This is a genomic window from Sphingomonas sp. Tas61C01 (assembly GCF_052567495.1).
Genome location: NZ_CP199583.1, coordinates 1,171,368 through 1,183,472, shown reverse-complemented (window position 1 = coordinate 1,183,472; position 12,105 = coordinate 1,171,368). Strand labels below are relative to the sequence as shown.

At 65.1% G+C, this 12,105-nt stretch carries 16 protein-coding genes and 1 tRNA gene; 13 read left to right on the top strand and 4 right to left on the bottom strand.

Annotated elements, in window-relative coordinates; all coding sequences use genetic code 11:
• From rpmD to ACT009_RS05535, 5 genes are all read left to right on the top strand, one after another.
• The gene (gene rpmD / locus ACT009_RS05555) at positions 1-177 is read left to right on the top strand and encodes a 50S ribosomal protein L30 (protein ID WP_375422542.1); all 177 of its coding nucleotides are present in this window, start codon (positions 1-3) and stop codon (positions 175-177) included.
• 96 nt (positions 178-273) lie between these two features.
• Complete coding sequence (gene rplO / locus ACT009_RS05550; RefSeq protein WP_445193355.1) at positions 274-816, top strand: 50S ribosomal protein L15; 543 nt, start codon at positions 274-276, stop codon at positions 814-816.
• A gap of 255 nt (positions 817-1,071) precedes the next feature.
• On the top strand, positions 1,072-2,436 hold the full coding sequence (gene secY, locus ACT009_RS05545; protein WP_445193354.1) for a preprotein translocase subunit SecY: 1,365 nt from the start codon (positions 1,072-1,074) through the stop codon (positions 2,434-2,436).
• Positions 2,437-2,487: 51 nt separating this feature from the next.
• Entirely contained in the window at positions 2,488-3,135 is a 648-nt protein-coding gene (locus ACT009_RS05540; RefSeq protein WP_445193353.1) for an adenylate kinase, read from the top strand.
• 410 nt (positions 3,136-3,545) lie between these two features.
• Positions 3,546-3,743 (top strand): hypothetical protein, encoded by a 198-nt coding sequence (locus ACT009_RS05535; protein WP_445193352.1) that lies wholly within the window; start codon positions 3,546-3,548, stop codon positions 3,741-3,743.
• A gap of 18 nt (positions 3,744-3,761) precedes the next feature.
• Here ACT009_RS05535 and ACT009_RS05530 read toward each other — a convergent pair whose 3' ends face one another.
• A complete protein-coding gene (locus ACT009_RS05530; RefSeq protein ID WP_445193351.1) occupies positions 3,762-3,896 on the bottom strand; it encodes a hypothetical protein in 135 nt (44 codons plus the stop codon).
• A gap of 333 nt (positions 3,897-4,229) precedes the next feature.
• Here ACT009_RS05530 and rpsM point away from each other — a divergent pair, with 333 nt between their 5' ends.
• From rpsM to ACT009_RS05495, 7 genes are all read left to right on the top strand, one after another.
• On the top strand, positions 4,230-4,598 hold the full coding sequence (gene rpsM, locus ACT009_RS05525; protein ID WP_445193350.1) for a 30S ribosomal protein S13: 369 nt from the start codon (positions 4,230-4,232) through the stop codon (positions 4,596-4,598).
• Between the two features lie 51 nt (positions 4,599-4,649).
• A complete protein-coding gene (rpsK, locus tag ACT009_RS05520; protein WP_163959464.1) occupies positions 4,650-5,039 on the top strand; it encodes a 30S ribosomal protein S11 in 390 nt (129 codons plus the stop codon).
• Positions 5,040-5,124: 85 nt separating this feature from the next.
• The gene (locus ACT009_RS05515; protein ID WP_445193349.1) at positions 5,125-6,192 is read left to right on the top strand and encodes a DNA-directed RNA polymerase subunit alpha; all 1,068 of its coding nucleotides are present in this window, start codon (positions 5,125-5,127) and stop codon (positions 6,190-6,192) included.
• Positions 6,193-6,414: 222 nt separating this feature from the next.
• Entirely contained in the window at positions 6,415-6,837 is a 423-nt protein-coding gene (gene rplQ / locus ACT009_RS05510; RefSeq protein ID WP_445193348.1) for a 50S ribosomal protein L17, read from the top strand.
• Between the two features lie 89 nt (positions 6,838-6,926).
• The gene (guaA, locus tag ACT009_RS05505) at positions 6,927-8,480 is read left to right on the top strand and encodes a glutamine-hydrolyzing GMP synthase (RefSeq protein ID WP_445193347.1); all 1,554 of its coding nucleotides are present in this window, start codon (positions 6,927-6,929) and stop codon (positions 8,478-8,480) included.
• 124 nt (positions 8,481-8,604) lie between these two features.
• Positions 8,605-9,228, top strand: coding sequence for a PAS domain-containing protein (locus tag ACT009_RS05500; protein ID WP_445194027.1), 624 nt, complete (start codon positions 8,605-8,607; stop codon positions 9,226-9,228).
• A 332-nt stretch (positions 9,229-9,560) separates the two neighbouring features.
• The gene (locus tag ACT009_RS05495; RefSeq protein WP_445193346.1) at positions 9,561-10,205 is read left to right on the top strand and encodes an Npun_F0296 family exosortase-dependent surface protein; all 645 of its coding nucleotides are present in this window, start codon (positions 9,561-9,563) and stop codon (positions 10,203-10,205) included.
• A gap of 78 nt (positions 10,206-10,283) precedes the next feature.
• Here the strand turns inward: ACT009_RS05495 and ACT009_RS05490 are convergent.
• Positions 10,284-10,360: transfer RNA gene (locus tag ACT009_RS05490), tRNA-Arg, on the bottom strand.
• A 59-nt stretch (positions 10,361-10,419) separates the two neighbouring features.
• Between ACT009_RS05490 and ACT009_RS05485 the strand changes: the two genes are divergently transcribed.
• Positions 10,420-11,160: a queuosine precursor transporter gene (locus ACT009_RS05485; protein ID WP_445194026.1), complete on the top strand. Its 741-nt coding sequence runs from the start codon at positions 10,420-10,422 to the stop codon at positions 11,158-11,160.
• Positions 11,161-11,166: 6 nt separating this feature from the next.
• Here ACT009_RS05485 and purQ read toward each other — a convergent pair whose 3' ends face one another.
• Together purQ and purS are read right to left on the bottom strand one after the other, a co-directional pair.
• Positions 11,167-11,832, bottom strand: coding sequence for a phosphoribosylformylglycinamidine synthase subunit PurQ (purQ, locus tag ACT009_RS05480; RefSeq protein WP_445193345.1), 666 nt, complete (start codon positions 11,830-11,832; stop codon positions 11,167-11,169).
• Complete coding sequence (purS, locus tag ACT009_RS05475; protein ID WP_445193344.1) at positions 11,829-12,059, bottom strand: phosphoribosylformylglycinamidine synthase subunit PurS; 231 nt, start codon at positions 12,057-12,059, stop codon at positions 11,829-11,831. Before purS ends, purQ begins: the two co-directional genes overlap by 4 nt.
• Between the last annotated feature and the right edge of the window lie 46 nt (positions 12,060-12,105).

Sequence of the window (12,105 nt, the reverse complement as noted above, 5' to 3'; positions counted from 1 at the left end):
ATGGCTACCATCAAGATCACGCAGACCGGTTCGCCGATCCGCCGCGAGAAGGACCAGCGCGCGACGCTGATCGGTCTCGGCCTCAACAAGATGCACCGGACCCGCGAACTCGAGGATACTCCCGAGGTTCGCGGTATGATCCGCAAGGTGCACCACATGGTGTCGGTCGAGGGCTGAACCCTCCGCCCGACCAGTGACAATGCGAGGGAAGGGGGCTAGTCGCCCCCTTCCTGTTTTTACCAAGCGCGACAAAAGCGAAAGCGAGTGCACGACATGAAACTGAACGAACTCCGCGACAATCAGGGCGCCCGCAAGTCAAAGATCCGCGTCGGACGCGGCATCGGCTCGGGCAAGGGCAAGACCGGCGGCCGCGGCCAGAAGGGCCAGAAGAGCCGTGAGGGCGTGTCCATCGCCGGCTTCGAGGGTGGCCAGATGCCGTTGCACATGCGGTTGCCGAAGCGCGGCTTCAACAACATTTTCGCCAAGGATTACGCCGAGGTGAACTTGGGCGCGATCCAGAAGGCGGTCGACGCCGGCAAGATCGAAGCGAACGCGACGCTCGACCACGACGCGCTGAAGGCCGCTGGCCTTGCACGCGGCGGCAAGGACGGCGTGCGGCTGCTCGGCAAGGGCGCGCTGACCGCGGTACTGAGCTTCACGGTCGCCGGCGCGTCGAAGGGCGCGATCGAGGCGGTCGAGAAGGCCGGCGGCAAGGTCGACGTCATCCACCTCGTCCCGGCCGCCGAGAAGGCAGCCGCCAAGAAGGGCGTGATGTACAAGGAACGCCAGGCGAAGAAGGCCGCGTTCAAGGCTTGATGCTAACTACGTTCGTCCTGAGTAGGGGCCGAGCGGAGGCGAAGACCCGTATCGAAGGACGATGCCCCCAGCCGGCTGGTCCTTCGATACGCGGCTTCGACAGGCTCAGCGGCTACTCAGGACGAACCGTTGGTTGGGGCAGCGTTCGGCTTCGATCGCTCCCGGCATTAGACAAGCCCGCACGGGCGCCTATATGAGCGGCGGGGCGGGCGAAACGCATCCCGCCGTTCCTTGTTTCCAGGACACCTGAATACGATGGCATCCGCAGCCGACCAGATGGCGCAAAGCATCAACCTGGCGAAGTTCGCCAAGGCGACCGACCTCAAGAAGCGGCTGTGGTTCACGATCGGTGCGCTGATCGTGTTCCGGCTGTTGAGCTACGTGCCGCTGCCGGGGGTCGATCCGACCGCGCTCGGCCTGCTCAGCGAGCAGACCAAGGGCGGCGTGCTCGACTTCTTCAACACCTTCTCGGGCGGTTCGCTCAGCCGGATGTCGCTGATCGCGCTCGGGGTCATGCCGTACATCACCGCGTCGATCGTGGTGCAGCTCGCGACATCGCTGTCGCCGACGCTCGCGGCGATCAAGAAGGAAGGCGAGAGCGGGCGCAAGCGGCTCAACCAGTACACCCGCTACGGCACCGTCGGGCTGACCGCGGTGCAGGGCTATTTCATCGCGGTGGGGCTGGAGACGCTCGGCGCGACCCAGGGCATCCAGGCCGTGATCGAGCCCGGCATGACGTTCCGCATCGCCGCGGTGATCAGCCTGATCGGCGGCACCATGTTCCTGATGTGGCTCGGCGAGCAGATCACCAGCCGCGGCATCGGCAACGGTGTCTCGCTCATCATCATGGCGGGGATCGTCGCGCATCTGCCCACGACGCTGTTCAATCTGCTCGAAGGCGGTCGGTCGGGCTCGGTCGATCCTGTCCGGCTGGTCGGCATCGTCGTCGCGGTGATCGGACTGGTGCTGCTGATCTGCTTCATGGAGCGGGCACAGCGGCGGATCCTCATCCAATATCCCAAACGACAGACCCAGCGCGGCATGCAGGCCGATCGCAGCCATTTGCCGCTCAAGATCAACACCGCGGGCGTGATCCCACCGATCTTCGCCTCGTCGCTGCTGCTGATGCCGCTGACGATCAGCCAGTTCGCGGGCCAGCGCGTGGCGGGCGAGAGCGCCTGGGGCGACTTCATCATCACGCTGAATCAATACCTGCAGCACGGATCGCCGGTGTACATGGCGCTCTATGCGGCGGGGATCATCTTCTTCTCGTTCTTCTACACCGCGGTGGTGTTCAACCCGGAAGAGACCGCGGACAATCTGAAGCGCTATGGCGGCTTCATCCCCGGCATCCGTCCGGGCAAGAACACCGAGACCTATTTCGATTACGTGCTGACGCGCATCACGGTGATCGGCGCGGCCTATCTGACCTTCATCTGCGTGGTGCCGGAATATCTGGTAACGGCGCTGCAGATCCCCTTCTATCTGGGCGGCACCAGCCTGCTGATCGTGGTCAACGTCACGATGGACACGGTAACGCAGATCCAGTCGCATCTGTTGGCGCATCAATATGGCGACCTGATCAAGAAGGCGAAGCTGAAGGGTGGCCGTCTCCGCTGAAGCGGGGCGGGGCTCGGATAGGTTCGGGGCTAGATTCTGGAGAGTGACGGCGTGAACATCATCCTTCTCGGGCCGCCGGGGGCAGGCAAGGGCACTCAGGCGAGCAAGCTCGTCGCCGATCGCGGCATGGTCCAGCTGTCGACGGGGGATATGCTCCGCGCGGCGGTAAAGGCGGGTACGCCGACCGGGCAGCAGGCGAAAGCGGTGATGGAATCGGGTGGGCTGGTGTCCGACGAGATCGTCTCCGCGCTGATCGGCGAGAAGCTCGATGCGCTCGACACCGCGACCGGCGTGATCTTCGACGGCTATCCGCGCACCGCGGCGCAGGCGACCGCACTGGACGAGCTGCTGGTGTCGCGCGGCCGCACGCTCGACTATGTTATCGAGCTGGAGGTCGACGAAGCGGCGCTGATCGAACGCGTCACCGGCCGCTACACCTGCGCGAATTGCGGCGAGGGCTATCACGACCGGTTCAAGCAGCCGAAGGTCGCGGGCGTCTGCGACGTCTGCGGCTCGACCGAGTTCAAGCGCCGGCCCGACGACAATGCCGAGACCGTGCACACCCGGATGGCCGAATACCGCGCCAAGACCGCACCGATCCTGCCGATCTACGAAGCCCGCGGGTTGGTACGGCCGATCGATGGCATGGCGGACATCGATCATGTGAGCGCGGCGATCGATGGGATCCTGGACGGGTAGCTCAGGCTACGCATCCGCGTGTCCCCGCAGAGGCGGGGCCCAGTACTGGGCTGCCGCCTGCCCGGGAGCACGGAGAACCTAACCAGATCCAATCTGGTATCGTCACCCGGATTTGAGTCTGGGCCCGCTAGGCTGCGCATCTAAGGGCCTCGTCCTTCGACTAGTAAGCGGAACCCCGGATGAAGTCCGGGGTGACGGAGTAGTCTTGCAGGGATTTTGCCTTCGTGAGAGCACAACCACGGGTAGCCCAAGCACGCCGGCGAATGCACCGACTCAGTTTAGTCACGGCCACGACACGGCTCGTCTCGCTGGGCAGGCTTCGTAGTTAATCGATTGATAAGCCCTCCACTCTACGATCGATAGCGAACGTGCGGCCGGGGGGTCGTCGGGGCAATCGGAAGGGACCGCTAATGTTGGGGGCGATCGTATTTACCTATGGGATGCTGGCGAGCTTCGTGCTGTCGGGCGCGTCGCGCAATCGCAAGATGCGCCGGCCCAATCCGCCGATCCTGGCCTATGTCGGCTATGTCCTGTGCGGGCTATCCGGTGGGCTGGCGCTGATGCTGTTCGTGGCGGCGTTCACCACGCCCGAGATCGTCGTCTTCTGATCCGCCGCGAACGCTGCGTCAGGCGGCGCGGCGTTGGTGCAGCGCGGCGTCGAGTCGTTCGATCAGATCGGCGATGGCGGGCGGCGTGTAGTCGGCGATGGGCGGGGATGACGCCGAGAGCAACTGCTCGATCAGGGCGAGTTCGCGATCCATCGTCGTCACTATCATGCTCCGCCTTTACTGCGACCCGATCTTGACGCGGCATGACTAACGAGTGGTGAAGATCGCCGGCCGGCCTGCGGCAAGCGGTTGAGATCGTGGATCGATATCGCGGCCGATCACGGCCGGACTGCCCGGTGCGAGCGTCACGACGCCGGAACCGATCGCTTGACACGGCGTTGGCGCGCGCTTAACTGATCCTTACTCCGACACACCGGTTCCCGGCGGCGCTTGTTTGCGCTCGCCGCAATCGTGCGTTCGGAGCCATTGCGTCGAGATGGGGCCGCGCTGCCATGCCGGATCCCGTGGAGCTAGGAGAACAAGTTCATGGCACGTATCGCGGGTGTCAATATCCCGACCAACAAGCGCGTGGTGATCGCGCTCACGTACATCCACGGCATTGGCCCGACCAAGGCCAAGGCAATCACGCAGAAGCTGGACATCGCTCCCGAGCGTCGCGTTCAGGATCTGACGGACCAGGAGGTCCTGCAGATCCGCGAGACGATCGACGCCGACCATACGGTCGAGGGTGATCTTCGCCGTCAGGTCGCGATGAACATCAAGCGCCTGATGGATCTCGCCTGCTATCGCGGTCTGCGCCATCGGCGTGGCCTGCCGGTCCGCGGCCAGCGCACGCATACCAATGCGCGCACTCGCAAGGGCAAGGCAAAGCCGATCGCCGGCAAGAAGAAGTAAGCTTGAGCCGCTCGCGAGGGCGGCTCGCTTCTCAGCTTTCAAGGATTACCAATGGCCCGTGAACCGCAGCGTATTCGCCGTCGCGAACGCAAGAACATCACCTCCGGCGTCGCGCATGTGAACGCCAGCTTCAACAACACCATGATCACCATCACCGATGCCCAGGGCAACGCCATCTCGTGGTCGTCCGCGGGCGCGATGGGCTTCAAGGGCTCGCGCAAGTCGACTCCGTACGCGGCGCAGGTCGCGGCCGAAGACGCCGGCAAGAAGGCCGCCGAGCATGGCGTCCGGACGATCGAGGTCGAGGTCAAGGGCCCCGGCTCGGGTCGCGAATCGGCGTTGCGTGCGCTCCAGGCGGTCGGCTTCCAGATCACCTCGATCCGTGACGTGACCTCGATCCCGCACAATGGCGTGCGGCCGTCGAAGCGCCGCCGCGTCTGATTCCTTCTCCGTGGGACTGACGAGTCCCGCGTGCTCATCTCCGGCCGCGGCAGCCCCCGCTGTGGCCCAAATTTAGGGGACCCATGTGTCTGTCAACGCAAAGAACTGGCAGGAACTCAAGAAGCCGCACGGCCTCGAAAAGAAGTCGGGTGGCGATGGCAAGCGCAAGGCGACGTTCGTCGCCGAGCCGTTGGAGCGTGGCTTCGGCCTGACGCTCGGCAACGCGTTGCGCCGTGTTCTCCTTTCTTCGCTTCAGGGCGCGGCGGTGACGTCGATCAAGATCGAGAACGTGCTTCATGAGTTCTCGAGTCTGACCGGTGTCCGCGAGGACGTGACCGACATCGTCCTCAACGTGAAGCAGATCGCGCTGAAGATGCAGGGCGAAGGGCCGAAGCGCCTCCAGCTCTCCGCGACCGGCCCGACCACGGTGAAGGCCGGCGACATCGCGGTGTCCGGTGACATCGAGGTGATGAATCCCGAGCTGGTGCTCTGCCATCTCGACGAGGGTGCGACGCTCAACATGGAGCTGACCGCCGACGTCGGGAAGGGCTATGTGCCCGCGACCGCGAACCGTCCGGCGGATGCGCCGATCGGCCTGATCCCGGTCGACGCACTGTATTCGCCGGTGCGCCAGGTGTCGTACAAGGTCGACCCGACCCGCGTGGGCCAGGACCTCGATTACGACAAGCTGACGCTGACGATCGAGACCGACGGTACGATCACCCCGGAAGACGCGGTCGGCTATGCCGGTCGGATCCTCCAGGACCAGCTCGCGCTGTTCGTGCAGTTCGACGATTCGTCGATCACGCGCTCGGCGGCACCGATCGGCCAGGCCGCGCCGGCATCGTCGGGCGAGGTGTCGGGCGATACCCAGCAGATCAATCGTTACCTGCTCAAAAAGGTCGACGAGCTCGAACTGTCGGTGCGTTCGGCCAACTGCCTAAAGAACGACAACATCATCTATATCGGCGATCTCGTCGGCAAGACCGAGGCAGAGATGCTTCGGACTCCGAACTTCGGCCGCAAGTCGTTGAACGAGATCAAGGAAGTGCTGTCTTCGATGGGGCTGCGGCTGGGGATGGAAATCCCCGGCTGGCCGCCCGAGAATATCGAGGAAATGGCCAAGAAGCTCGAGCAGGAAATTATGGGCTGATGCGCATGCGGGCAGCGAAAGCTGCTCGCATATCGCGGCAAGCCCGGCCGGCGGGCCTTGGCCCGTCCGACGTTCCCGACGCGGCTTCGCCGCGGCGTCGTCATCCCAGGACCGTGTCCCGGCGTTCGCCGGGGACTTGGTCGGCGCATCATCCGGTGGGCAGCGCCCCCACCAGGTCTGGGGTTCCGTCAAACGGCCCCTTAACGAACGAAGGAAGACATCATGCGCCATCGCGTAGGCGGCCGTAAGCTACAGCGGACCTCGGCCCACCGCATCGCGCTGTTCCGCAACATGGCGGCAGCGCTGATCAAGCACGAGCAGATCACCACCACCGTCGCCAAGGCGAAGGAACTGCGCCCCTATGTGGAAAAGCTGATCACGCTGGCGAAGAAGGGTGGCCTGTCCAACCGCCGCCTGGCGCATGCGCGCCTGCTCGACGACGCTCAGCTGGTGAAGCTGTTCGACGTGCTGGCCGAGCGCTACGCATCGCGTGCCGGCGGCTACACCCGGATCATCAAGGCGGGCATCCGCGCTTCGGACGCGTCGCCGATGGCGGTCATCGAATTCGTCGACCGCGACGTCTCGGCCAAGGGCCAGGATTCGGGGCCGGTGATGACTGATAACGAGTATGACGAGGCCGCTTAAGCCGCGACATCATCGATTGTGACGGAGGCCGTGCCCAGCGATGGGCGCGGCCTCTTTCGTTGTCGGGATCATCTGGCTATGCGGCATCGATGGAGCACCCCCACAGCATCCTCATCGTCGATTTCGGCAGCCAGGTAACCCAGCTCATCGCGCGGCGCGTCCGCGAGGCGGGGGTCTATAGCGAGATAGCGCCCTTCCAGTCCGCCGCCGCCGCGTTCGAGCGCATGCAGCCCAGGGGCATCATCCTGTCGGGCAGCCCCGCGTCGGTGGTCGACGCCGACAGCCCGCGCATTCCCGACGCGATCCTCGCCAGCGGCCTGCCGATGCTCGGTATCTGCTACGGACAGCAGGCGCTGATCCACCAGCTCGGCGGGACCGTCGAGAAGGGGCATAGCGGCGAGTTCGGCAGCGCCTTCATCGAGGTGTCCGACGGCTGTTCGCTGTTCGACGCGCTATGGGCACAGGGCGATCGGCACCAGGTGTGGATGAGCCATGGCGACAAGGTGACCGAGCTTGCCCCGGGCTTCCGCGCCGTCGCCGCCTCGCCCGGCGCGCCGTACGCGGTGATCGCGGACGACGAACGCCGGATCTACGCGATGCAGTTCCACCCGGAGGTGGTGCACACGCCCGATGGCGGCAAGCTGATCGCCAACTTCGCGCGCCACGTCTGCGGGCTGGCGGGCGACTGGACGATGGCGGAGTTCCGCGCCACCAAGATCGCCGAGATCCGCGCGCAGGTCGGCACGGGCAGGGTGATCTGCGGGCTGTCGGGCGGAGTCGATTCGGCGGTGGCCGCGGTGCTGATCCACGAGGCGATCGGCGAGCAGCTAACCTGCGTCTATGTCGATCATGGGCTGATGCGCGCGGGCGAGAGCGAGCAGGTCGTCAGCCTGTTCCGCGGGCATTACAATATTCCACTCATCCACGTCGACGCCGAGACGCTGTTCATGACCGGGCTCGCCGGCATCACCGATCCCGAAGCCAAGCGGAAGTTCATCGGCAAGACCTTCATCGACGTGTTCGAAGCCGAGGCGAAGAAGATCGGTGGCGCGGAGTTCCTGGCGCAGGGAACGCTCTATCCCGACGTGATCGAGAGCGTCAGCTTCACCGGCGGCCCGTCGGTGACGATCAAGAGCCACCATAATGTCGGCGGGCTGCCCGAGCGGATGGACATGAAGCTGGTCGAGCCGCTGCGCGAGCTGTTCAAGGACGAGGTCCGCGAGCTCGGCCGCGAGCTGGGGCTGCCAGAGATCTTCGTCGGGCGGCATCCGTTCCCGGGGCCGGGGCTCGCGATCCGCATTCCCGGTGAGGTCACGCGCGAACGCTGCGACATCCTGCGCAAGGCGGATGTGATCTATCTCGAGGAAATCCGCGCGGCGGGGCTCTACGACGCGATCTGGCAGGCGTTCGCGGTATTGCTGCCGGTGCGGACGGTGGGGGTGATGGGTGACGGGCGCACCTACGACTTCGTGCTGGCGCTGCGAGCGGTGACCTCCACCGACGGCATGACCGCCGCGGCGTTTCAGTTCCCGGGCGACTTCCTGCCGCGGGTGGCGACCAGGATCGTCAACGAGGTAGCGGGGATCAATCGCGTGACCTACGACTATACGTCGAAGCCGCCGGGCACGATCGAGTGGGAGTGAGCGGCGAGGACCGTTGAGCGGATCTGCGTCCTGGTAGCGCCCTGCGTCGCCGGGCCGGGGCCAGAGGTGGCAAATCGGCGCCTCATCGGCTATGTTGCAAGCCGCGAAAGGAGCGGTGGCTGAGATGGTTCTCCTGGCGGATTCGACTCCCGCGGGGATGCGGGCGCTGCGGCTCGTCACCGACAGTCCGATCGCATCGGTGATCAGCGACCCGCGGAGGCCCGACAACCCGATCGTCGCATGCAATCAGCCATTTTGCGATCTCACCGGCTATCCCGCGGACGAGGTGGTCGGGCGCAATTGTCGCTTCCTGTCGGGGCCGGGCACCGAGCCCTGGCTGTCGGAGGAAATCCGGCGCGGGGTGCGCGAGCATCGTCCGGTGCTGGTGGAGATCCTCAACTACAAACGCGACGGCCAACCCTTTCGCAACGCGGTGCTGGTCGCACCGATCTACGACGAGGACGACGCGTTGTTGTATTTCCTCGGGTCGCAGATCGAGATCGACGCCGACGCCGCGGCACCGGGTAGCATGCGCCGCATCCGCGCCGCCGAGATGGTCAACGCGCTGTCACCGCGGCAGGGCCAGGTGCTGAAGCTCGTCGCCAAAGGAATGCTCAACAAGCAGGTCGCAGCGGAACTGGGCTTGTCGGAAAAGACGGTGAAGATGCACCGCGCGATCCTGATGGGGCGGCTGGGGCTCAGCACGACGGCGGATCTCATCCGACTCGCCGTGGAGGCCGGGCTCTGACGAATAAGCGCGCTACGGCTTAAGGTCCGTATCGCAGGCCGCTCGTCACGTCGCTATTTGGGAATAGGTCGTCACAGCGGTCGCCCCACGGGTTGTTTTTAGCCACCCGGCCCGTGGTTCGGAACGAAGCCCTCTGTTGCCATGCAACCGTTGTGACGCCAACTTTCCCGCCGTTCGCGAGCTTCTATTTGTAATAGCGTACCATTTCGAGATTCCGCGAAGCAGCAGTTTCCGTAGCTATTCTGCACGATTTCGGTTAATGACTTGGTAACGGATCGGCCAAAGGTCGACCAAGGGTTGCAGACCAAGAAACTCGAAGTCAGGGAAATCTCATGATCAGCAAATTCGCAGTTGCAGCCGTACTGGCTGTCGCGACGGCTGGGCCGGCCTATGCCGCCAGCGTCGTCACCACCCCGGGAAGCACTACCTCGTTCGCACCGACGCCCGGTCTCGTCGTCGACTTCAACAGCGGCGTTCCCGCGTCGTTCGCGTTGACGACGTCGGGCACTGCCGGCATCGTACAGGGCAACTCGCCGACGTTCTACGCCCAGCCGGCGTACAGCGACGGCAGCCGTTACCTGGCGGTCCAGGCGGGTGCTTCGGCTACGCTCCAGGGAGCCGTTGGCTATAACAGCGTCAGCTTCTTCCTCGGGTCGATCGACACGTTCAACTCGGTCTCGTTGCTCGACACCGCCGGCAACCTGATCCAGTCGTTCAGTGGATCGGATTTCATCATCCCGGCGAACGGCAACCAGTCGCTGCCGCTGACCAATCGTCGCGTGACGATCACGCGCGGTGCGTTGGAGGCCCAGATCGGCGGCATCCGTTTCGCTTCGCGCCAGAACGCGCTCGAAGTCGACAACGTGGTGTTCGCGGTTCCCGAGCCGACCACGTGGGCGATGATGTTCGTCGGCTTCGGCATGATGGGCGCTTCGATGCGCTATCGTCGTCGCAGCACGAAGTTCGTCACCGCCTAAGCTTCGCGCTTTGCGGTAACAGAGGGGAGCCGCCGGCCTGTGGGTCGGCGGCTTTTCTCGTTCTGGGATGCGGCGTGCTGGCGCGCCCGGGTGGATTCGAACCACCGACCACAAGCTTAGAAGGCTCGTGCTCTATCCAACTGAGCTACGGGCGCGCACCACCGTCGCGTAGCGCGGATTGCGTGGGCGGGGAACCGGGATCATGATCGACGGCATGGACCAGGGGGATGAGCAGGCGGTCGCGGCGGGCGGCGGGGTGCCGCGGCAGTTTCGCTATTTCGACTTCGTGATGGCGGCGTTCGTCACCATCCTGCTGCTGTCGAACGTCATCGGCGCGGGCAAGCGCGCGGTGATCGATCTGCCGATCGTCGGGCTCTGGCCGTTCGGCGCGGGCATCCTGTTCTTTCCGGTCAGCTATGTGCTCGGTGACGTGCTTACCGAGGTCTATGGCTACGCGTATGCGCGGCGGTGCATCTGGGCAGGGTTCGCGGCGTTGCTGTTCATGGTCGCGATGTCAACGATCGTCGTTGCGCTGCCCCCCGATGCCGGATGGACGGGGCAGAGCGCCTACGAAGCGGTGTTCGGCCAGGTGCCGCGGATCGTCTTCGCGTCGATCTGCGCGTTCTGGGCGGGCGAGTTCGTCAACGCGTACGTGCTCGCGCGGATGAAGCTGTGGACCGGCGGCAAGCATCTCTGGGCGCGGACGATCGGGTCGACGATCGTCGGGCAGGGGGTAGACAGCCTGATCTTCTACCCGCTTGCCTTCTACGGCGCGGTCGGCTGGACCGGCGTGCAGGTCGGGCAGGTCCTGTTGACGCAATGGGTGCTGAAGGTGTCGTGGGAGGTCATCCTAACGCCCGTGACCTATGCGGTGGTCGCGTTCCTGAAGGCGCGCGAGGGAGTCGACGTGTTCGACCAGGGCACGGATTTCTCGCCGTTTCGGGCGCGGGTCTGATCCGGTTCAAGCGCCGACGGTCGCCAGCAACCCTTCGAACAGGCGTCGGCCGTCGGTGCCGCCATGCGCGGCCTCGATGCGACGTTCGGGATGCGGCATCATGCCGAGGACGTTACCCCTGGCATTGACGATCCCGGCGATGTCGCGCGCCGAACCGTTGACGCGTTCGGCATAGCGGAACGCGACCTGGCCCTCGCCTTCGACCCGGTCGAGCGTGTCGGCACCGGCGAAATAATTGCCGTCATGGTGCGCGACCGGAACGGTAATGCGCTCGCCGGGTTCGTAGCCGCCGGTGAAGCGCGATGCGCCCTCCACCTTCAGCGCGACGTCGCGGCAGACGAAGTTCAGCCCATCGTTGCGCATCAGCGCACCGGGCAGCAACCCGGTCTCGGTCAGTACCTGGAAGCCGTTGCATACCCCCAGCACCGGCAGGCCGTCGTTCGCCCGCTCGACCACCGCGCGCATCACCGGCGACCGCGCCGCAATCGCGCCGGAGCGAAGATAGTCGCCATAGGAAAAGCCACCCGGCACCGCGACCAGTGCGATATCGTCGGGCAGCGCGGCGTCGCCGTGCCAGACCATGGCCGGCGCGGTGCCGGTCACGGCCTCAAGCGCGACGGCGAGATCGCGATCGCAGTTCGATCCCGGAAAGACGATGACCGCGGTCTTCACGCGCGCTCGATCCGGTAGTTCTCGATCACGGTGTTGGCGAGCAGCTTGCGGCACATCGCGTCGACGGTGGCGTCGTCGGTCGCGTCGGCGACCTCCATCTCGATAAGCTTGCCCGCGCGGACATCCTCGACGCCGGAAAAGCCGAGCCCGTCGAGCGCGTGGTGGATCGCGCGACCTTGCGGATCGAGCACGCCGGGTTTCAGCGTCACGAAGATCCTGAGCTTCATCTTGTCATCCCGCTTGCGATCTGTCCGCGGTCCCTATGCCGCGGGG